The sequence below is a fragment of the Vibrio sp. L85 genome (genome assembly GCF_963871815.1).
Taxonomy (GTDB): Bacteria; Pseudomonadota; Gammaproteobacteria; order Enterobacterales; family Vibrionaceae; genus Vibrio; species Vibrio harveyi.
Window position 1 is genome coordinate 435,605 of record NZ_CAWMYL010000244.1, and the last position, 21,571, is coordinate 457,175.

Genomic DNA, 21,571 nt, shown 5'->3' on the forward strand with positions numbered 1-21,571 from the left:
AGGCTTTGATAAACGTAAGGTCAGCTGTAGAGCTGACCTTTTTTCTGGATAATTTTATTAGGCTCAGTAGCTAAGCTCTTCTTTTGGAAATGTGCCTTCACCATTAGAAACGATCGCGTCTATTTGGATAGAAGCGTCCATAAAGATTTCTGATACACCGATAACAGTGCACGCTGGAAGCTCTTTATCAAAGTAGCTTGCTAAAATATCCTCCACGACTTGCAAGTCGTTGATATCTTTTAGCTGAATATTCAGCTTCACGATGTCGTCCATTATATGGTGTACGCTTTTGATGATGGCTTTGATGTTGTCTAAGCATTGCATGGTTTGCTCGCCTACGTCATTAGCAATGACTTCGCCACTCGACGGATGGATTGGCAGTTGTGCAGAAACGTTATTGTAATGCGAGAAAGCGACAGTTTGAGTTGAGAACTTGCTGATTGGTGCCGCCTCTGTGTTGTGGGCGCGAATCACAATCCCATGTCGATCTTCAACGGCTTGTGGTGGCGTTCCGTCTCCATGAGAAACCGTCGCGTCTATTTGCACTAAGGCGTCCATTGGTAACCCATCAGCTTTGATGATAGTACGAGCGGGCACGTAGGCTACGCTTCTTGCTATCGCCGAGTCTGGAAAAAATGTGCTGTAGACTTGATTGACAGCAAAGGCGTCGTCGAGACTTCTCAGATGGATATTGAGTTTAACAATGTCATCAAAAGGGACATCAATACTGTTCAGTATGCTCTTGATGTTTTTTAAACATTGTCGAGTTTGCGCTTTGATCCCGCCTTCAGCAATATTGCCTGTTTCTGGTTCAATCGGCAGTTGGGCTGAAATGTGGTTGTAATGTGAGAACGAAACACTTTGGCTCGACAGCAAACTGGCAGGGGCTTTTGCTGTGTTTCTTACCAGCTTGATCAGCTCGCAAGGTTCTTGAGGGTGTGTTCCTTCACCGTTCGAAATGAGCGCGTCGATTTGAACTAAAGCGCCTTCCAAAGGCAGTGCAGCAACGGCAATTACGGTTCGAGTTGGAAGGTGGCTGATGAAGTATTGTTTATAAACTTCATCGACAGCATCTAGATCGGTCATAGATTTAAGATAAATCGTGATTTTAACGACGTCATTTAAGCTGTGCTCGATGCTATCCACGATTGATCTAATATTGCTTAAGCATTGCTTAGTTTGCTCTTTGATGCCCCCTTCCACTAACTTTTGGCTTTCTGGGTCAATCGGCAGTTGCGCTGAGATATTGTTGTAATGGGAGAAAGCCACCGATTGAGTTGAGCCGTCGTTGATTGGTGCTTTTTCTGTATTTCTAGATACTTTGATGATTTCGCCGTGCATTTCGAATGTTCTCCAATTCTGGCTGCTATAGGACCGCTATGGATGCATTCCTATAGGCAATAGATAGCCAGACCAACCGCTCAAAACAGAGGCAAGTCTGGCTATGTGTGCCGAATAAAAACGTTAGTTAGTGAATGAGATCGTTATAGGGTGCCGAGGAAGGTCAGGATTTTGTCTTCGTGACGCTTGATGGTTTCTTCGCTTGGTGTGATGGCATCTTTATGAGTGAAGTAAACCAAGATGGCCATTTGCGCCGTTAGACGGTTCTCTGCTTCGTCGAATGCCACAGAGTATTCACTTTCTAGCGCACCGCGAGTGACTTCCTCTTTGTCGTTTGCTGGTAAGCAGTGCAGAAGCATTGCACCTGGCTTCGCTTTTGCCATAAGTTCTTCCGTGATCACGTAATCAGGCATGAAGGCAGCTAAGCGCTCTTCTTTCTCATCCATTTGAGTGACCCAGTAGAAGCTGTCGCCGTAGACCACATCACAATCACTGATTCGCTCTACGTCATCGGTGATCTCAATATGACCGCCAGACTCTTTGCAGAACGATTCTGCAAGCTCGACCCATTCTGGTTCCATGTGGTATTTAACTGGCCCAATTTGTTTAAAGCCCATGCCGTATTTCGCACAAGTTAGCATCAATGAACGGCATACATCGGTAGCGTCACCCATGAATGCCAAAGTCAGTTCATTAAGCTGACGACCATCAGTGATGTGCTCGCGAATGGTAAATAAGTCAGCCAGCATTTGCGTTGGATGGAAACGGGTATCTAGGCCGTTGATTACCGGTACGGTAGACATGTTTAACAAACCATCTAGCGTTTCAGGGCTGTTAGTGCGAGCCATGATCACATCACACATGCGTGACAAAACACGTGAGGTATCATCAATCGATTCTTTGCCGCCAAGATGGATGTCTTTTGGCGATAGGAACAAAGCGTGACCACCAAGTAGCGTTGCGGCAACTTCAAATGAAACGCGTGTGCGAGTCGAGCCGGCTTCGAAAATCATCCCTACTGACTTTCCTTTGAACAGTTGTGGGACAGCATTGTCTTTTCGCGCTTGTTTTAGGTAGCTCATCAACTCCATCATGTTGTCCATTTCTTGGACTGAGAAATCTTTCATAGACACCATATGCTCAATGTTTGCTTTGTGTAGGTCAGTTGCACTTGAAGAAGGTAATTTCATAATCATTTTCCTATTTTCATTTGGGGCTTACTTAAGCTCGCCCCTTTTATTTTGAGTCGTTGGATTCGTATGGATTTAAACTTGAGGCACTTGCTGAGTAATGCAGTGAATATTTCCGCCACCGAGCAAAATCTCACGAGCAGGAACACCGTTTACTTCATAGCCTGGGTAGAGCTCCTCTAAGAGCGCAATCACTTCTGCGTCGTATCGCTTATCGAGTAGAGGTAGAACAATCTGGTTGTTCGTGATGAGATAGTTCGCGTATGAGGCGGCTAGACGCTCACCAGCTTCACGTTCCATCCCTTCTGCAATATCAATCCCTGCCGCTTCCTCTTTTGCCATGTACAAAGGTCCCGGCATTGGTAGCTTATGGACCTTGATTTTCCGGTCTTTCGCATCCCTTTGATTTGTTAGGCAGTCGTAGGCTTCGCGACTGATTTCGTACTGAGGGTCATTCGGGTCATCACACCAAGTCAAAACCACTTCTCCGGGTTTGACGATGTGGAGAATGTTATCGACGTGACCATTGGTTTCATCGTTGTATAAGCCACGAGGTAACCAAACTATTTTCTCCACATTAAGGTGCTCACGGAGAATTTTGCTCAGTTCTTCCTTACTTAGATCTGGGTTACGGCTCTCGTCCAGTAGGCATTCTTCTGTGGTGTACAAGGTGCCTTCACCATCGATGTGAATTGAGCCGCCTTCAAGAATTATCGGTGCTCTGTAACGTGAATCAGCCGTAATTTCACACATCTTCTGAGCCACTTGATCATCGCGCTTCCATGGCCAATACAGACCATCAACAAACCCACCCCAAGCATTAAACTCCCAGTCGACACCGCGACGCTCACCGTTGTCATTTACGACGTAGCTTGCGCCGATATCCCGCATCCAAGAGTCATCGGTCGACACTTCCAAAACGCGAATATCATCAGGTAAGCGTGATACGGCATTATCATATTGCTCTGCGCTTACCAACATGGTGACAGGTGTGGTTTTGTTGATTTGCTTGGCTACTTCGGCAAACACTTTTTGGGCGGGCTTCGCACCGTTACGCCAGTTATCCGTGCGCTCTGGCCAAGCCATCCAAATTTCACTTTGGGGTTCGTGCTCACCAGGCATTCTGAACCCGTCTTGTTTTGGTGTGGTTTCTAATAGCTTTTTCATTGTCTATCTCCTGAACTAAGCCTCAGCTTTTTGTTCCACTTGTTGATTTTTGCGTTTCAAGGCACCGAGTAAGATCCACTCGCCAATTAATATCGTGGTGATGACGCCGATTAATACCGGAGCTGTGTAGTTCCAATCGGCAACGGTTAGGTCAAGTGCTTCTGGGAAGATGAAAAGCACCACCGCTTGTAAAATCACGAAGAAGCACACAATGGACATCACAAACTGCAACCCCATGCCACCAGGGACTTTAAATGGGCGTTCGCGTTCACCATCTACCAAGCGCAGTTTCAGATAAGCAGGGAACATAAACAGATAAGGCAATAAGAAAATGCAGCTTGAAAAGGCAAAGATGGACCAAAACAAGTCGTCATTACCTTGAGCAAATAGGGCGTAAGACAAGATCACCACGGTAGAAACCGTGCCAGTAATATTGTTTGCACCTACTGGAGAGCCTTTATCCGATACCTTTGCAACAACTGCCGGTAGTTCGCCTTCTTGCGCTGCTTCTGCGGCGGCACGGCTTGCGCCCATTGTCCAACTCACCATGTTGCCGATGAGCGTTAATAGAGCGCAGACACCAAAGAAATACACCATGGCATTGCCCAGCGGACCATCACCAAACAGGGTTTTGAAGGTATCGATTAAGCCTGCAACCAAGCCGATGCTCTCAACAGGTAACGCCATCAGAATGCCAATGGTGCCGAAGATGTAGAGGAATGCAGTGATACCAATAGAAAGGAATACGGCTTTTGGCATATCGCGTACGTCTTTCATCTCTTTGGTCATAGTTGCAACCAATTCGAATCCCATTAGGTTGAATACAATGGCAGGAAGAAATGCCACTGCTGAATCAAGCGTAGGAACCATTGCTGCAAGCGTGAATTCATTCGCCACGCCGTGTTTCATCGCATAGATAAAACCGCCTACACCCAATGTGCCAATCACCAAAATTTTTAGAATTGCACCGATGTTGGTGACCCAAACCCCAATGTCTGCTGAGACGTTACAGATCCAAACGGTAAGCCATGTGAGCGCAATACAAATCGCAATTTGTCCCCACAATGAAAGGCTGGGCATAAACAGCTCGGCGAACATACCTGCGAACATGATGTATACCGCTGGCATCCAGAGACCGACGTTGATCCAATAGAACCAAGTGGTACGAACTGCCCATTTAAAATTGAACGCCTCTTTTACCCAGTCATAAATACCGCCGTCACCAGGGTAGGTAGTGCTTAGTTCCGAGGTGATGAATCCATAGGGAATGACAAAAAAGATCAGCATTACAACCCACCACCCGATTGAGCTGACCCCGATACTGGCGGATGCCGTAAGTGTGTCGACCACAAGTACTGCACATAAAGTAAATAGTGCAATACTCATGACCCCCATTTTTCCTTGAGTTTCGTTGCTCATTGTTTCGCTCCTTAACTACCGAATATGGCAATTATTAAAAGTGAAATTTATGTAACGAACCTTGATGTGAATTTAATATCGGCTTTGGAGAGGTTAATTGCGCTGTAAATTAAAAGAAGTTAGGCATTTTTAGGGAAAAAAAACGTAATTATCGAAATACTTGTTCTTGATCAATTTATGAAATTCAGATTTTTCTTACTTAGCTAAGCACAAAAATATATACGAGATCACATATCGAGTTTCAGTGCGCTAATAATAATGAGTTCGTGATATCAATAAGGTTTTCTAAGCCAAAATTTGGATAGGAATCGAATTGTGATTTTTATCTCCAATCCTTTTCTGTGAATTCAATACAGTGAATTGAGTCTATTCTGACGTCACTGTATTTGGAGATTTAGATATGTCAAAACCTATTATTGTTGTAGCTGTTGGGGGTAATGCTCTATTGCAACGTGGAGAGGTGATGAGTTGTGAAAACCAACAGAAAAGTATCGCGCAAACCGCGACCTCATTGGCTGAGCTGAGTAAAAACTACCGTTTAGTCATTGTGCATGGCAATGGTCCTCAAGTCGGTCTGCTTTCTTTGCAAAATAACGCTTACAAAGACTGTCCTCCTTATCCTTTCGATGTTCTTGGAGCAGAGACGCAAGGCATGATTGGGTATTTGATTCAACAAGGTCTTAATGCTGCGATTGAAGACCGCTATACCACGACAATACTGACGCGAATTGTCGTCGATGAAAACGATCCTGCCGTTGCTGACCCTTCTAAGTTCATTGGTCCAGTTTATACCGAGGAGCAAGCGAAACAACTTGCTGAGGCAAATCATTGGGTTGTGAAACCTGATGGCTCGCATTGGCGCCGTGTCGTCCCTTCTCCTAAACCACAAGAGATCTTAGAAATCAAAGCAATCAAAGACTTACTTGAGAAAGAACACCTGATTATTTGTGGTGGCGGTGGGGGTGCTCCAGTGATCGAAAAAGACGGGGCATATGTCGGTTTTGAAGCGGTTATTGATAAGGACATGACAGCCGCATTAATTGCAGAACAAATTGGGGCGGAGCATTTACTGATTCTGACTGATGGCACCCACGTTTGTCTTAACTGGGGAACACCACAAGAGCAAAAGCTAGAGAATGTGACTATTGAGCAAATGAAGCAATATTCTTTCCCAGCAGGATCGATGGGACCGAAAGTCGATGCATGCTGCCAGTTTGTTGAAAAAACAGGACAAAGTGGTCATATTGGCGATTTATCTTTTGCGTTAGAAATCATTGAAGGGAAGTCTGGTACACATATACAGCCATAATATGCAAATACGTTAATTCACAAATCAATAAGGTCGCATGTCAAAGTTACGGTCGCTTTTGGCGGACATTGATAGTGTGACCTTATATATTAGGTTTCAATTAAAATTTGGAAGGACAACATCACGATGCGAAAAGTTAGTACGGAAACAAAATTGTTGAAAATTAACAAAGCAGTTGTCCGCTTGATGGAAAGGCGAGAAGCGACAGATATTTCGATGTACGACGTTGCTAAAGAGTGCGGAATGGCAACTTCAACGGTTTATCATCATTATCCGAATATAGAAAACTTATTTCATAGCTTATTGGAGAATGTTTTTGTCGATTTTGACTTACTATTAAAGCAATGTATTGATGAAGAACAAGTTCTACATTGGACCGATATTAATCGAATGATAGAAACCGCTTATGTGAATTATTACAATAACAATCCAATTGCCAAAAAGTTGATATTGGGACGCCACACGTTTGCAGAGTTAGGTCATGCAGATACAGAGCATGATCTTGAGTTAGGACATCAAGTTGAGATGATTTATCGCCAGTTCTTCGATATTCCTCAGCTACCTCAACCGATTAATATTTTTGCTATATCCCTGCAAGTTGCCGACAAAATCTATTCTCTCTCTTACCGCAAATATGGCTACATCACCCCAGAACTGGCAAAAGAAGCCCTTCGCCTGTCTGAGTCCTATCTTCAACTCTACATCCCCCCAATTTGTCAGAAGGTCAATTTTCATTCGGCGTAAGTTGGTTAGCTCTTGTGAATTAGCATATTTAACAAGTTTCATTCTGATTCGTCTTAGTTTGATACAAGCGATATATGGTCAGTAAGTTGGTGATGATAAATGTACTCTCGACCAATGAACCACCGATAGAGCCAAGCCAAATATTGTGGCTTACCCAGCAGAAGGAATTAAACAAAATTAAGCTACGTAGAGTGATGCCTTGTTTGGAAAAGAGTGCCCAAGTGGCGACGGACGATCCTATTACTGTAAGTAGCTCAAAAAAGTGGGTGATGTTTGGTAGGGTCATCAGCCACATAAGAGCAATGAAGAACCACATCACTTTGCGTGATTGGGTTTTGATTGAGGCGAAACTGCGAATGCCATTAATGATCACGCCAATGGCAGCGACGGTTGCGCCCATTAGGGTAAAGTGAATACCCATGATGAAACAAAACACCATCATCTGATAGCGAAAGCGCATGTCGTCTTTTTGCCAGAATGCCATCACGCCAACCATAAACGCGATGCCACCAATGCCTTGTGCTAACCAGTTTTCCATTTATTTCCCTAGAGTGTTGCAAAGTCATCTCGTTAAGTGAGTAAGCTAATGAGCATCCTTCAAAGTTGCTGCCCTTATAGAGTTTGATTCACTCTGTGAGTAGATCCTGAATCACGCTCGTGCCTCGCTTTTCAGGATGACGAATAGGGAGATATTTGTCATATCGTCATTCCGACGAGCCTAGGCGAGATCAGGAATCTACTTATCGCGATAACCCAATCAATTGAGCCATGCTTTGAATGAATCAGCCCTCCACAAAGGGAGGGCTGGGCACTTTATCTAAATCGCTAAGGGGTTACCCAAGAGCCTTGAGATTACTTACCAATCATTACTCATTTACAAGTGCTACTGCTTCGCGAGTTAGGCGAGCAAGCTCTTCCCAGTTGCCCGCTTCGATGAGTTTCTTATCTACCATCCACGTACCGCCGCATGCCAATACGCGCGGGATAGCTAAGTAATCTTTGATGTTCGCAGGGTTAATACCACCAGTAGGCATCAGTTCGATGTCGGTGTATGGCGCGAGCAGTGATTTCACCATGTTGATGCCGCCAGAAGCTTCGGCAGGGAAGAACTTCAAGGTGGTTAATCCCATTTCCAGTGCGGCTTCAACTGTGCTTGGGTTGTTCACACCCGGTACGATATCAATCCCGATTTCTTGGCACGCTTTAACGGTATTTGGGTTAAAGCCAGGCGATACGATAAAGGTTGCGCCTGCTTCTTTTGCTGCAATTGCTTGCTCGCGGTTCAGCACCGTACCTGCACCAATCAGCATGTCTGGCTGGGTTTCACGCAATAGGCGAATCGCTTCTGCAGCCGCTGCTGAACGGAAGGTGATTTCAGCTGCTGGTAGTCCGTTCTCTGCCAGTACTTTACCCAGTGGGATAATGTCTTCTGCTTTATCAATGGCGATAACAGGGATGACTTTCAGAGCTTTCAATTGTTCTTTAATACTAGACATGAGTGTTCCTTAAACGACGCCAAGCGCCGGTTGTGTGAATGCTTTGGGAATGATGGCACCGCGATGTTGAATCACAGCACCTGCCAGTGCGTTACCTCTTTGACATGAGGTCGCGAGATCGGCGCCAGCAAGGTATGCTGATAAAAAGCCACCATTGAATGAGTCGCCCGCCGATGTGGTGTCCACCACTTGAGCGACAGGTTGGGTTGGCACGGCTTGTGGAGCCAGAGCCGCGCTCGAACCCTGATTTGTTGAGTCTTGAACCAAGCAGCCATCTGCGCCGAGCTTGACGATGCATTTGCCTACGCCAAGAGAGGTAAGGCGTTCAATGGTTTGCTCTGGTGCTTCGTCACCCCAGATCAATTGTTCATCATCAAAAGTCACCAAGGCAACGTCCGTCAGTTGATACATGGCTTGGTACACATTTTTGACGGTTTGATTATCGTCTTGAGACCATAGCGCTGGGCGGAAGTTACTATCAAACGCGATTTCAACGCCTTGGGCTTTAAGTTCGACCAATAAGTTGAGCAGTGAAATTCGGTCTTCTTCTGGCAAGATGGCTAAAGAGATACCGCTGAGAAACACTGCGTCTACTCGAGTTAATGCTTGTTTAACCATTCCAAAGTTTGGATGTTGAAGTAGGTAACGTGCGGCTGATTGATTGCGCCAATATAGGAACGTACGCTCTCCTTGATCATCAAGCTGAATCAGATACAAACCCGGCGTGCGAATCTCATCGCGCAGCACTAAGTCTGTTGAGATGCCTTCGTCTTCCCAGCGAGTCAGCATGCCCGTACTGATTGGGTCATTGCCAAGCGCCGTAACGTAAGAGACTTTAACTTCATCAGGTTTGCTATTGGCTTTGCAGCCGCGGCTCAAATAAACCGCAGCGTTGAGCGTATCCCCACCAAATGTTTGATGCATTGAGCCGAACGGTTTGCCATTCAGCTCAATCATACATTCACCAATAATGGCGATGTGCTTCATTGGTTACGCCCTCTCTTCAAAGTAGCGTTTTGCGTTACCAAAACAGATGTCTTCAACCATAGGACCAAGCAACGATAGGTCATTTGGAACTTCGCCGTTCTCTGCCCAACGACCGACCATGTCACACAAGATGCGGCGGAAGTATTCGTGACGAGTGTAAGACAAGAAGCTGCGCGAGTCCGTTAGCATACCTACGAATTGGCTGAGTAAACCAAGTTGAGAAAGCTGTTCCATTTGGCGTTGCATGCCATCTTTCTGATCGTTGAACCACCAACCCGAGCCAAACTGCACTTTGCCCGCGATGCCGCCACCTTGGAAGTTGCCAATCATGGTCGCCATCATTTCGTTATCACGAGGGTTCAAACAGTAAAGGATGGTGCGAGGCAGCTCATTGGTTTGGTCCATTTCATCCAATAGATGTGCTAGTTCAAAAGCAAATGGGCGATCGCCAATCGAGTCAAAGCCAGCATCAGCGCCTAGTAGTTGGAACATGCGTGTGCTGTTGTTGCGTTGTGCGCCAATATGAAGCTGCATGACCCAGCCCAATTGTGCGTAGCGTTTGCCGAGCCAAACTTGAACTGCGGTAGAGAATTGCGCACATTCAAGCTCTGACAATACTTCGCCACTCAAACGACGGGTCAGCAACGCATCTAAATCAGTTTCGCTTGGAATTGGCGCGTAACGGACGATCTCAATGCCGTGGTCTGCCGCACGACAGCCATGTGCATCGAAGTGTGCCAAACGTTTATCAAGCGCACTCAATAAATCATCAAAGTGGCGAATTTCAATGTCTGCTACTTCGCCCAGTTTGTGCATGTAATCCGCAAACACGTCCAATTCAATCTTGAACGCTTTATCCGGACGCCAACTTGGCAGTACTTTAACGTTAAAGGTGTCGTCTTCTGCGATCGCTTTGTGGTGTTCTAGTGAATCGATGGGATCATCGGTCGTGCCCGCCATTACGACGTTCATTTGCTGCATGATGCCGCGAGCCGTAAATTCAGGTGTCGCAAGCAGCTCATTACATTGATGCCAAATTTGGTCTGCTGTGTCTGGGCTAAACAGCGTATTGGTAATGCCGAATGGGCGACGCAGTTCTAGGTGCGTCCAGTGGTAAAGCGGGTTGCCCAAGGTTTGAGGAACCGTCTTCGCCCACGCCATGTATTTGTCGTAATCGCTCGCATCACCCGTAATCAAACGCTCTTCAATGCCTGCCGAGCGCATGCCACGCCATTTGTAGTGATCGCCTTCAAGCCAGATTTGACCCAAGTTATCGAACTGACGATTTTGCGCCACTTCCGCTGGGTTTAGGTGGCAGTGGTAATCATAAATTGGCTGGTGGAACGCATGCTCATGGTACAAGCGACGTGCAGTTTCGTTTGAGAGTAAAAAGTCTTTACACAAGAAATTCTTCATCGTTAACTCCTATTACAACGCAGCGACAGTGGCACGAGCACCGTTATCGATTAGAGATTGGTAAGCACTGCTCACCGCATCAATCACTTGTGGGTTTTGACCAAGCTCTGCAGGGAAGATGGCTTCAACAGCGAGCAACGCAGGCACAACAGAAACGTTCAAGTCGTGTTGGTCGCAAATCTGACGTAGTGTCTCTGCCATTGGATCGCGGACATCAATGTCGTTGCCTTGCTCGTCCACGCCAGATACGTAGCGCATCCAACCTGCAATCGCTGTTGCCAACCAAGAGAAGTTAGAACCTTGAGCAAGATGGAATCGTAAGCTGCCGCCCATGCGTTGTGGGATCTTCTGGCTGCCATCCATCGCGATTTGCCATGTTTTGTGTTTCAAGCTCGGGTTAGTGAAGCGCTCGATAAGCAGCTTGGCGTAGCCTTCTAAATCGGTGCCTTCTGGCATGGTCAGCGAAGGAGCTTGCGCTTGCATCATCATATCGAATGCCGCTTTGCGGTAGCCTTCATCTGTCATGGTGTCAGAGATGTGCGCGTAACCACCAAGGTAGCCTAGGTAGGCTAAGAACGAGTGGCTACCATTTAGCATGCGCAGTTTCATTTCTTCGTAAGGCACAACGTCGGCAACAAATTCTGCGCCAGCCACGTTCCAATCCGGGCGACCTGCCACGAAGTTATCCTCGATAACCCATTGGCGGAATGGTTCACAAGCGATGCCACATGGATCTTCACAGCCAAGTAGCTCAGCGATTTCGGTTAGTGTCTCTTCGGTTGCTGCTGGCACAATGCGGTCAACCATGGTGCAAGGGAAGGTAACGTTGGTTTCAATCCAGTCACGCAATTCTGGGTCGAGCAGTTGAGCGAACTCAAGTACCGCAGCTTTTGCTACGTGACCGTTCTCCTGCACGTTATCGCAAGACATCACGGTAAATGGCGTCAGACCGCGTTCACGGCGCATCTTTAGTGCTTGCACGATGTAACCCAGTGCCGATTTTGGCTCCGTTGGGTTGGCAAGGTCAGCAATGACTAGCGGATTGTTTTTATCAAGCGTGCCCGTCGCTGGGTCAGCGCAGTAGCCTTTCTCGGTAATCGTCATTGAAACGATCGCCACTTGTGGCTCTGTCATTTTTTCTAACACCGCTTGAATGCTGTCGAGGCTTGGGTGGAGTGATTCGGTCACTGATCCAATCACTTTTACCTCTGTCGATCCTGCGCCTTTTTCTGCCACTGTATAGAGGTGGTCTTGTGCGCGCAGCGATTGAATTAACTCTTCACCACCAAATAGGTTGATTTCGCAAATGCCCCAATCCGAGCCTGTTTTGCTTAGCATTTCATTGGTGAATAGAGCTTGGTGCGCTCGGTGGAATGCACCAAAACCAAGGTGAACAATACGGCTTTTAAGCGTTGAGCGGTCGTAGTCCGGAAGCAGAACGTGGTCATTCAGAGTGGAATTCGAAATAGTCTTCATTTTGGTATCCCTTTTCCCGCAGGCGAACCTGCGGGATGGTTTATTTTAATCATTCGAATCTAGAGATCGTAACTCTAGAGCTTGTCACTAAGCGCTTAGTAGCCAAGAACAAGGTTAGGCAAGAACAGGCTTAGTTCAGGAATAAAGGTCACAGCCATTAGTGCCGCAATCAGTGCAACGTAGAATGGAAGTAGAGGCTTAATCACTTTGTCGATGGCAACGTTCGCCACAGAACAACCGATGAACAACGCGCTACCTACTGGTGGGGTACAGATACCGATAGCCAAGTTGAACGTCATCATGATGCCGAAGTGCACTGGGTCGATGCCCATATCCAGCGCGATTGGTAGGAAAATTGGCGTAAAGATCAGTACCGCTGGTGTCATATCCATGAAGATACCAACAATCAGCAGAATGATGTTGATGATCAGAAGAATCATCAGTGGGTTATCTGAAATAGCCAGTAGAGCGTCTGCGATCATGTAAGGAATATCAGCGTTTGCCATTGCCCAAGACATACCCATAGATGCGCCAACCAACAGCAATACGATAGAGGTGGTGACTGCAGATTCTAGGATGATCTTAGGAAGGTCTCGCCATTTCACTTCACGGTAAATCAGTACTGCAAGGGCGAAGGTGTACACCACCGCGATAGCTGAGGCTTCTGTTGCGGTGAAGATACCGCCGATAATGCCACCCATGATGATCACAATCAGTGCCAGAGATGGCGCTGCTTTTAAGAACGTATCCCAAACCATTGCAAGAGAAGGGAGTGCTGCGATTGGGTAACCACGACGTTTCGCAATAATGCCTGCCACTACCATGATGCTCAGACCCATCAAGATGCCAGGAATGTAACCCGCTAGGAACAATGCTGCGATAGACGTACCACCAGACACTAATGAGAACACGATCAGTGTGTTACTTGGTGGGATCAACAAACCAGAAGGACAAGACGTAATGTTTACTGCGGCAGAGAAGTTTTCATCGTAACCGTCTTTCTTTTGCAGTGGAGACATAGTACCGCCAACCGCTGCAGCAGACGCAACCGCTGAGCCAGAAATAGAGCCAAACATCATGTTCGCCATCACGTTTACGTGTGCTAGAGAACCAGGAAGACGGCCACCTAAAACTTTAGCAAAGTTAATCAGGCGAAGTGCGATACCGCCTTGGTTCATGATGTTGCCCGCCAAGATAAAGAACGGGATTGCCAATAGGGCGAAGTTATCAAGACCCGCCGCCATACGCTGTGCCACAACGGCGATAGCAGGCTCTAACGGTAAGCTCATTAAAATGGTCGCTAACGACGACAAGCCGATAGCAAAAGAGACCGGTACACCAATCGCAAGCAGGACTGCGAAGCTACCGAATAGGGTAAGAATTAATTGCCATTCCATTGTGGAACCCTCTATTGATCAAGTTGGGTGTCGGTGAGTAGGGCTTCACCAGACGTCAATTGTTTGATGCGGTCAAAAGCAAATACCGCCGAGTAGAAGATCATCAGTGCGCCACTAATTGGAAGGCAGAAGTAGATGTAGCCCATTTCCAAGCCTAGTGCTGGCGTTAACTGACCCGTAGCCAGTGTTTTCATCGCCAGTTGAGTACCGCCGTGAACCAATACCACGTAAGAGAACAGGGCAATGGCAATTTGGATGACGATTTCATTGATGAGTTTGCGTTTGCCTTGCAGCTTCATTGTCAGCAAGTCGATAGCAAGGTGACGTTTCAGACCAGTAGTGTATGCGGCACCAATAAGGGCTACCCACATAAAGAGATAACGAGCAAGTTCATCGGTCACGGTACTTGGTCTACCAATAACGTAACGAGATAGCACTTGCCAGACCACGCAAAAAACGAGGAAGGTCGACAGAGAGATGGTAAAGGCGGCCAACCCTCTATTTATGTATTTGACCAATTTATTCATTTTAGTTTCCTTTCAGTAAATACGCGTATCTCATAACAATTGGTTTACCAATGTAAGAATGTGTTTCTGTGTAGGGCAGTAACATACGCTAATCTTTCTGGTCGGATTATAAGTTAGCCAATTTGGTTGTCACGTGAGCAGGTTCACAAATGGATTGGTTGACCAATTCAAGGGTTCTTATTGTGATTTTGGTCAATCAATTTGCTTTTTTGTTTTGACGATAGGTTTTTCGATCGCCAATAATGACCTCGAAACAAGAAATACCGTGAAAAATTAAAACTACCCTACATATTGGACAACCAATCCAAGGAGAATAGAACAATGATGACGCGTAAGACTCTTTTAAGCGCTGTAGTAGGTGCTGCAATGACCTTCGGCGCCACTGCTTCTGCTTATGCTGCGACCACTTTGAAGCTAAGTCACAACCACCCTCGTGACCATGCAGTACATAAAGCAATGGACTTTATGGCAAAAGAAGTTCGTGAAATGACAGACGGTGAAGTTCGTATCCGTATCTACCCTGATGCGCAGCTAGGCACTCAGCGTGAATCGATGGAGCTAATGCAAAACGGCGCTCTAGATATGGTGAAGAGCAACGCGGCAGAATTGGAAGCTTTCTCCCCAGCTTACGCAGCATTCAACATGCCTTACTTGTTCCGTGATAAAGACCACTACTACAAAGTGACAGACGGTGAAGTAGGTCGTGAAATCCTGAATTCTTCAGCGGACAGCGGCTTTATTGGTGTGACTTACTACGATGCGGGTGCGCGTAGCTTCTACACCAATAAGCCAATCAATACGCCTGAAGATCTAAAAGGTCTGAAAGTGCGTGTACAACCGAGCCCATCTGCGATTGCGATGGTAAAAGCGTTAGGTGGTAACCCAACACCATTGGCATACGGTGAGCTATACACAGCATTACAACAAGGCGTGGTGGATGCTGCGGAAAACAACATCCCATCATTTAGCTTGAGCCGTCACAGTGAGGTATCGAAATACTTCAGCCTAGACGAGCACACCATGGTGCCAGACGTATTGGTTATTTCGACTAAAACGTACGACAAGCTAACACCTGAGCAGCAAAAAGCATTGATGAAAGCAGCAGCAGACTCTTCTGAATACATGAAGAAATTGTGGGCTGAGTCAGAAGCAAAAGAGCGTACAAAAGCTGAAAAGATGGGCGTAACTTTTGTTGAACCAAATAAAGCGGCATTCGTTGAAGCGGTTCAACCAATGTACGCGGACTTAGAAAAGACAAATCCTGAATTAAATGAACTGGTTGAGAAGATCAAAGCAGTTAAGTAATTCACAAAGTAATTAGTAATAAACAATCGAAAACAAGGTGTTACCACATTCTGGTACATAGAGGTTGACCAATTGTTATTGGTCGTTATGATGGCGTGAGAAGTTAGATGGAATATAGTGATAATATCATCATGATGCCTTTTGAACCGAAAAGACCGTATCAAGAGATCGGTTTAGTCCTTAGACAAGAACTTATCAATGGCCGTTACGTGGTCGGAGATAGGCTGCCGCCTGAGCGCGATATCGCAGAACGTCTCGACGTTAGCCGCACAGTAGTGCGTGAAGCGATCATCATGCTGGAGCTGGAAAACCTTGTCGAAGTGAAGAAAGGTTCTGGGGTGTATGTTATCAATATTCCATCTCAACCGAACTCCCGTGAGAACGTGATCAGCGATGATGCCGGTCCGTTTGAAATGCTCCAAGCTCGCCAGTTACTTGAAAGTAACATTGCGGAATTTGCAGCGATGCAAGTAACGCCAGGCGACATCGTGAAAATGCGTGCAGCCCTTGAGTTAGAACGAGAAGAACTCGCCAGCGGTACCGCAGATTGTAACGGTGATGAGAAGTTTCATATGTGCATTGCAGAGGCAACTCAAAACTCTGTGCTGGTGGACATGCTGAAGCAATCTTGGGAGCGACGTGAGAGCAGCCCAATGTGGAATAAACTTCATTCTCACATTGCTGGTCAAGACTACCGTGAAGAGTGGTTAGACGATCACGCCAAAATCCTTGCCGCATTGCAGCGTAAAGATCCAATCGCTGCAAAAAATGCCATGTGGCAACACCTTGAAAACGTTAAACAGCGCCTTTTGGAGCTGTCTGACATCGATGACCCGAATTTTGATGGTTACTTATTCAGTTCCAACCCTGTTGTTCTGCAGGGCGCTGAAAACGGTTAACCACATTGCCGGCTTCGGTCGGCTCTAGTCAGCGCAGCTGCATTATCGTGGCTGCATATTAAGAAGTCGTTGTGCACTTAGCTTGATAAATTCGAGCGGGCTGAGTGCGTCTTAAAAAAGGTGAGTGTCATGGAACAAACTTGGCGTTGGTACGGTCCGAATGACCCTGTGTCGCTAGACGATATTCGTCAAGCAGGCGCAACAGGCATTGTGAATGCCTTGCATCACATTCCAAATGGTGAAGTGTGGTCTAAAGAAGAGATTTTAAAACGTAAAGCCATCATCGAAGAGAAAGGCTTAACGTGGTCGGTGGTTGAAAGTGTTCCTGTTCACGAAGAAATCAAAACTCAGACGGGCAACTTCCAACAATGGATCGACAACTACAAACAAACGCTGCGTAATCTTGCTGAGTGCGGCGTAGATACGGTCTGCTACAACTTTATGCCAGTACTCGACTGGACACGTACTGACCTTGAATTTGAAATGCCGGATGGCTCTAAAGCGCTACGCTTTGACCAAATCGCATTTGCGGCATTTGAGCTGCATATTCTTAAGCGTCCGGGCGCAGAAGCGGATTATACCGAAGCTGAGCAAGCGCAAGCCCTTGAATACTTCAACAACATGACGGCGGATCAAATTCAACAACTGACAAGCAACATCATTGCTGGTTTGCCGGGCGCAGAAGAAGGTTACACACTAGAAGAGTTCCAAGCACAATTGGACCGTTACTCGGGCATCAGCAAAGACAAACTCCGTGAGCACATGGCGCACTTCTTGGCAGAACTCATGCCAGTGTGTGAAGCGCATGGTTTGAAGTTGGCGGTACACCCAGACGATCCACCGCGCCCAATTCTTGGCCTGCCACGCATTGTGTCAACCATCGAAGATATTGATTGGTTGACTGAAAAAGTACCAAGCAAAATGAATGGTTTAACCATGTGTACCGGTTCTTACGGTGTTCGTGGTGACAACGACCTAGTGAAAATGATTAAAAAGCACGGTGACCGTGTTTACTTCACTCACTTGCGTTCAACCAAACGTGAAGAAAGCAACCCGATGACATTCCACGAAGCGGCGCACCTTGATGGCGATGTAGATATGTACAATGTGGTGATGGCAATTTTGGATGAAGAACAACGCCGCGCAGAAGTGGGCGATCACCGTTTAATTCCTATGCGTCCTGACCATGGTCACCAAATGCTGGATGATTTGAAGAAGAAGACCAACCCAGGCTACTCAGCCATCGGTCGCTTGAAAGGTCTTGCGGAAGTGCGTGGTCTAGAGATGGCACTAAAACGCGCTTTCTACACTAAGTAATTGAATTTATTAAGCACACCAGAGAGTGTCATCAAACTATATTAATAAAAGCAAAAAACCGAAGCGTAATGCTTCGGTTTTTATTTAAGCTGATTAGGGATGAAGGGTGTTAATCGTCGTCATCCGGCACAAACTCTAAAATATCACCTGGTTGGCAATTTAAATGCGTACATATGGCTTCCAAAGTGGCTAACTTAACCGCCTTAGCACGACCATTTTTGAGTACCGATAAGTTTTGTTCAGTAATACCAATGAGCTTCGCTAGTTCATTAGAGCGCATCTTCCGTTTTGCCAGCATTACATCCAAGTTGATTACAATCGCCATATACCATTCACTTAAATTGTCAGCTCACTTTCTTCTTGTAGCTCGACTGCTCTATCCATCACTACAGCGATGACTCGGACAATAAAACCGATGACCATCATAGTAATGTCGCTGTCGTCTACTTCCGCTGACACATTCCAATTCCCGTCATTGTACGACAAAGCCAAGCTAAGAAGCACGTCCATCGTGACTTCAATAAACGGTGTTGCGATCAGTAAGTAGCTGAGTTTCTTGAAACACTCCGTATTTTGGCGTTCAAAAATCTGCCCTTTCTCATACAAACGGAAAAGGACGATGAGCTGCCACAGTAAGGCCACTGTCAGTAGTGTTGAGATCATGCTTGGGAAGTAGCCAATTATAGAACGCGTAACGGAAAGAGGGAGCGCCACTTCAATAGGAAAGGTGGCGTGAAACCACTCCGCATCAAACATAGTTGCCCCAAACCAAAAGACGGTATTGAGCACAACCGTGAAGATCATAGAAAACCAAAATAGGATAAGTAGCTTACGACTAAAGTTGCTTATGGAATGTTGAGACATGACAAACCTCATATCAGATTTAATTTTCGCTCATCCTAATCAGTTAAAAATAATATCGCAATAAAAACTTATCGTTTTACGATAATTTTTTATTGCTTTTCTTAATGCGAGTATTTAATGTTGCCAAGTGGATTTATAAAATTGATGAATAAAGGTACGGGGAATGAATAAGGCGATTTTTTTTACAACGACGTTGCTAACGGTATCTGCTCCTAGCTTAGCTGAGGGTATTTTTTTGGATGATTTGTCCAAAGACTACAATCTCGAAGAGAGCAATACATGGGAGAGTTCTCCATACGCGCTGGATACAACGCCAAAACATGACGCGTTTACCGATGATAAATGTACGCGAGGGACAGAAGAGCAATTCACATCTCTTGCCGATGCGAACAAAAAGAAAAACGTCGAGTGCTACATCACGCATTTTCCAAACAGCAACATTAAAACCCGCATGCAGTCGAACGACGATGGCGATGTTAGTGTTGGCTTCTCATGGGACTTTGATTAACCACAGTTATTTATTGTGAATTTTTGCTCTTTAACACTATGATTCTTGGCGTAAAAAGTGATCGAAAGTCACTTTTATAATGAAGAGTTGCAAATAATCTGCGTCTTTTTCTTTGCGATGTCGTCTTATTAGACACAACTATTTTGACCGGAGAATTCCATGTTCAAGCCGCAACCAACGCGTTCAGACATTAAAGATAAATTCATCAAGCACGATAGCCAAATGCTCAACCAAGTGTACGGAACAGACCAAGTCGTACCGTATTGGATTGCCGATATGGACTTTCCTATTGCATCACCTATTTCGCAAGCGATGCAGCAACTTGTCAGCCGTGAAACCTTCTCATACGAGTTTGATAGTAAGACGGTTTTTCAGTCCATTGCTGATTGGAATAAGGATTTGCATGGTCTTGAGCTTAGCATTGATAACTTTGTTCAAGTGCCGGGCGTACTGAGTGCGATTGCGCTACTGATTCGCGAGTTCACCAAAGAAGGTGAGGGCGTTCTGATCCAGACACCGGTTTATCATCAATTCCGACGTTTAATTGAATCTGCGGGTCGTACTGTTGTGGGCAACACAATGAAAATTGAAAACGACTACTACGTGATGGACTTTGAGCTGCTTGAAAATCAGTTGAAAAGTGGTGAAGTGCAAATGATTTTGCTGTGCAACCCTCATAACCCAGTGGGGCGTGTTTGGACGAAAGCAGAACTAGAGCGCATGGTGGCGTTAGCTGAGAAATACAAGGTGATGATCATCAGCGATGAAGTGCATGCCGACATTGTGTTTGAAGGTTCCACCTTTACCAGTATGACTTCATTAGGTTATGAAAACAGCCTGACGATCATTGGCTCGCCGGCGAAAAATTTTGGTTTGAACAGCATCTCTAACGGTTATATTTACAGCGATAACCAAGCACTTTTCGAGAAAATCAAAGCGACGTCAGCTTCACTGTCTATCGATCATGGCAATGCGTTTACCACTTACGCGACGATTGCGGCTTACCAACAAGGTAAAGAGTGGTTTGAAGGTTTTTATGCCTACACGCAAAACAATCGTGACTGGATTATTGAGTTTATTGAGCACAACTTGCCACTGGTGAAAGCGTTCCCGCCACAAGGAACCAACCAAATTTGGTTGGATTTTTCTGGTTTAGAATTGGAACCTTCTCAGTTAAAAGCCTTGCTGACAGAAGAAGCCAAAATGGCGCTAACGCCAGGTACTTGGTTTGGTGAACCCAATGAAAACTACTACCGCATGAACTTCGCTTGTTCTTTAGAGCAAATTCAAACCTCGTTTGAGTTGCTTAAAGCCGCTGTCGATAAACGTAAATAAGTGAAGTGGTAGGAGAATAAAACGATGACACAAACCATCACTAAAGGTATCAAAGCGCTAGCAGATGGCGCGGTTGAGTTTGAGTCTTAGCGGTCTATGTCATACTTGCCATACGGTTTATATTTCGATTAATATCGAATTATCTTTTTATGTATAGAGACCGTCGTATGTTAGCAGAGTGGTTGACGCACAAAGAGCAGCTCAAAAACTACATTGTCAAACAGACCAGTGATCCAGATTTAGCCGATGACATTTTGCAAGAGGTGTATATCAAGGCGAGTCAAAAGATCGACCAGTTAGAAGCGCGAAGCAAAATTAAAAGTTGGTTATATCGCATCACGCACAACGCGATCATGGATCACTATCGTACGCAGCAAAGTTATGAAGAGCTGATAGACAATCAGATTGAAGAGGAAATGCCGATAGAGCTGGAGAATCTACAAACCATGGGGCATTGTTTGCGCCCAATGTTTGAGTGCCTACCAGAGAAATATCGCCAAGCCATGATTTTGTCTGAACTCGATGGTTTGCCTCAACAAACGGTAGCGGATCAGTTGGGGCTTTCGCTTTCTGCGACGAAAAGCCGAATTCAGCGCGGTCGAGTTAAGCTCAAAGCCTTGTTAGTTGAGTGCTGTAATGTTGAAGCTGGGCGAGGAGGTATCGTTGATTTCTCACCAGAACCGCAGTGCCTTCACATGGCTCAAATGTATAGTGCTGAAGTGGCATAAAGTTAAAATATCCGCTCGATTTACAATGTAAAAGCGCAGAGTTTTGGCTCTGCGTTCACATTTTTAAAAGTTGTGGTTATTGAACGTATTAATTCTGACAAATGTAACGAATACATTCGATGATAACTCCGGTCTCTTGATTAGGG

Annotated in this window: 21 protein-coding genes; 8 read left to right on the top strand and 13 right to left on the bottom strand. The window is 45.7% G+C overall.

Going from position 1 to position 21,571, the window contains the following annotated elements:
* Positions 1 to 63: 63 nt before the first annotated feature.
* From AACR11_RS26200 to AACR11_RS26215, 4 genes are all read right to left on the bottom strand, one after another.
* The gene (locus AACR11_RS26200; RefSeq protein ID WP_005449942.1) at positions 64 to 1,341 is read right to left on the bottom strand and encodes a RidA family protein; all 1,278 of its coding nucleotides are present in this window, start codon (positions 1,339 to 1,341) and stop codon (positions 64 to 66) included.
* 143 nt (positions 1,342 to 1,484) lie between these two features.
* A complete protein-coding gene (argF, locus tag AACR11_RS26205; protein WP_079325256.1) occupies positions 1,485 to 2,531 on the bottom strand; it encodes an ornithine carbamoyltransferase in 1,047 nt (348 codons plus the stop codon).
* A 75-nt stretch (positions 2,532 to 2,606) separates the two neighbouring features.
* Positions 2,607 to 3,698: an agmatine deiminase gene (gene aguA / locus AACR11_RS26210; RefSeq protein ID WP_005449946.1), complete on the bottom strand. Its 1,092-nt coding sequence runs from the start codon at positions 3,696 to 3,698 to the stop codon at positions 2,607 to 2,609.
* Positions 3,699 to 3,713: 15 nt separating this feature from the next.
* Complete coding sequence (locus tag AACR11_RS26215; protein WP_029788393.1) at positions 3,714 to 5,117, bottom strand: APC family permease; 1,404 nt, start codon at positions 5,115 to 5,117, stop codon at positions 3,714 to 3,716.
* 400 nt (positions 5,118 to 5,517) lie between these two features.
* Between AACR11_RS26215 and arcC the strand changes: the two genes are divergently transcribed.
* Both arcC and AACR11_RS26225 read left to right on the top strand, forming a co-directional pair.
* Positions 5,518 to 6,426, top strand: a complete 909-nt coding sequence (arcC, locus tag AACR11_RS26220) for a carbamate kinase (RefSeq protein WP_005449950.1) — start codon at positions 5,518 to 5,520, stop codon at positions 6,424 to 6,426.
* Between the two features lie 126 nt (positions 6,427 to 6,552).
* Positions 6,553 to 7,170 (top strand): TetR/AcrR family transcriptional regulator, encoded by a 618-nt coding sequence (locus tag AACR11_RS26225; protein WP_029788392.1) that lies wholly within the window; start codon positions 6,553 to 6,555, stop codon positions 7,168 to 7,170.
* A 28-nt stretch (positions 7,171 to 7,198) separates the two neighbouring features.
* Here the strand turns inward: AACR11_RS26225 and AACR11_RS26230 are convergent, their stop codons facing one another.
* The 7 genes from AACR11_RS26230 to AACR11_RS26260 all read right to left on the bottom strand — a co-directional run bounded on the left by AACR11_RS26230 (position 7,199) and on the right by AACR11_RS26260 (position 14,469).
* Positions 7,199 to 7,708: a YgjV family protein gene (locus AACR11_RS26230; protein ID WP_029788391.1), complete on the bottom strand. Its 510-nt coding sequence runs from the start codon at positions 7,706 to 7,708 to the stop codon at positions 7,199 to 7,201.
* A 328-nt stretch (positions 7,709 to 8,036) separates the two neighbouring features.
* Positions 8,037 to 8,666 (bottom strand): bifunctional 4-hydroxy-2-oxoglutarate aldolase/2-dehydro-3-deoxy-phosphogluconate aldolase, encoded by a 630-nt coding sequence (locus AACR11_RS26235; protein WP_005429019.1) that lies wholly within the window; start codon positions 8,664 to 8,666, stop codon positions 8,037 to 8,039.
* Between the two features lie 9 nt (positions 8,667 to 8,675).
* Positions 8,676 to 9,653: a sugar kinase gene (locus tag AACR11_RS26240; protein ID WP_029788390.1), complete on the bottom strand. Its 978-nt coding sequence runs from the start codon at positions 9,651 to 9,653 to the stop codon at positions 8,676 to 8,678.
* A gap of 3 nt (positions 9,654 to 9,656) precedes the next feature.
* A complete protein-coding gene (uxaC, locus tag AACR11_RS26245) occupies positions 9,657 to 11,069 on the bottom strand; it encodes a glucuronate isomerase (protein WP_029788389.1) in 1,413 nt (470 codons plus the stop codon).
* Positions 11,070 to 11,081: 12 nt separating this feature from the next.
* Positions 11,082 to 12,545 carry a mannitol dehydrogenase family protein gene (locus AACR11_RS26250; protein WP_029788388.1) on the bottom strand — a complete coding sequence of 488 codons (1,464 nt, stop codon included), beginning with the start codon at positions 12,543 to 12,545 and terminating at the stop codon, positions 11,082 to 11,084.
* A 95-nt stretch (positions 12,546 to 12,640) separates the two neighbouring features.
* Positions 12,641 to 13,942 carry a TRAP transporter large permease gene (locus tag AACR11_RS26255; protein ID WP_079325258.1) on the bottom strand — a complete coding sequence of 434 codons (1,302 nt, stop codon included), beginning with the start codon at positions 13,940 to 13,942 and terminating at the stop codon, positions 12,641 to 12,643.
* A gap of 11 nt (positions 13,943 to 13,953) precedes the next feature.
* A complete protein-coding gene (locus AACR11_RS26260; protein ID WP_005449960.1) occupies positions 13,954 to 14,469 on the bottom strand; it encodes a TRAP transporter small permease in 516 nt (171 codons plus the stop codon).
* A gap of 321 nt (positions 14,470 to 14,790) precedes the next feature.
* Between AACR11_RS26260 and AACR11_RS26265 the strand changes: the two genes are divergently transcribed.
* The 3 genes from AACR11_RS26265 to uxuA all read left to right on the top strand — a co-directional run bounded on the left by AACR11_RS26265 (position 14,791) and on the right by uxuA (position 17,990).
* The gene (locus AACR11_RS26265) at positions 14,791 to 15,774 is read left to right on the top strand and encodes a TRAP transporter substrate-binding protein (RefSeq protein WP_005449968.1); all 984 of its coding nucleotides are present in this window, start codon (positions 14,791 to 14,793) and stop codon (positions 15,772 to 15,774) included.
* Positions 15,775 to 15,881: 107 nt separating this feature from the next.
* Positions 15,882 to 16,673, top strand: coding sequence for an FCD domain-containing protein (locus AACR11_RS26270; protein ID WP_005449971.1), 792 nt, complete (start codon positions 15,882 to 15,884; stop codon positions 16,671 to 16,673).
* A 129-nt stretch (positions 16,674 to 16,802) separates the two neighbouring features.
* The gene (gene uxuA / locus AACR11_RS26275) at positions 16,803 to 17,990 is read left to right on the top strand and encodes a mannonate dehydratase (RefSeq protein ID WP_005449973.1); all 1,188 of its coding nucleotides are present in this window, start codon (positions 16,803 to 16,805) and stop codon (positions 17,988 to 17,990) included.
* A 109-nt stretch (positions 17,991 to 18,099) separates the two neighbouring features.
* Here uxuA and AACR11_RS26280 read toward each other — a convergent pair whose 3' ends face one another.
* Positions 18,100 to 18,315, bottom strand: coding sequence for a helix-turn-helix domain-containing protein (locus AACR11_RS26280; RefSeq protein WP_005429033.1), 216 nt, complete (start codon positions 18,313 to 18,315; stop codon positions 18,100 to 18,102).
* A gap of 11 nt (positions 18,316 to 18,326) precedes the next feature.
* A complete protein-coding gene (locus AACR11_RS26285; protein WP_005449975.1) occupies positions 18,327 to 18,854 on the bottom strand; it encodes a DUF2975 domain-containing protein in 528 nt (175 codons plus the stop codon).
* Between the two features lie 163 nt (positions 18,855 to 19,017).
* Here AACR11_RS26285 and AACR11_RS26290 point away from each other — a divergent pair, with 163 nt between their 5' ends.
* From AACR11_RS26290 to sigZ, 3 genes are all read left to right on the top strand, one after another.
* Positions 19,018 to 19,362, top strand: a complete 345-nt coding sequence (locus AACR11_RS26290; protein ID WP_017818274.1) for a hypothetical protein — start codon at positions 19,018 to 19,020, stop codon at positions 19,360 to 19,362.
* A gap of 159 nt (positions 19,363 to 19,521) precedes the next feature.
* On the top strand, positions 19,522 to 20,697 hold the full coding sequence (locus AACR11_RS26295; protein ID WP_029788386.1) for a MalY/PatB family protein: 1,176 nt from the start codon (positions 19,522 to 19,524) through the stop codon (positions 20,695 to 20,697).
* Between the two features lie 167 nt (positions 20,698 to 20,864).
* A complete protein-coding gene (gene sigZ, locus AACR11_RS26300) occupies positions 20,865 to 21,425 on the top strand; it encodes an RNA polymerase sigma factor SigZ (RefSeq protein WP_029788385.1) in 561 nt (186 codons plus the stop codon).
* Positions 21,426 to 21,571: the final 146 nt, after the last annotated feature.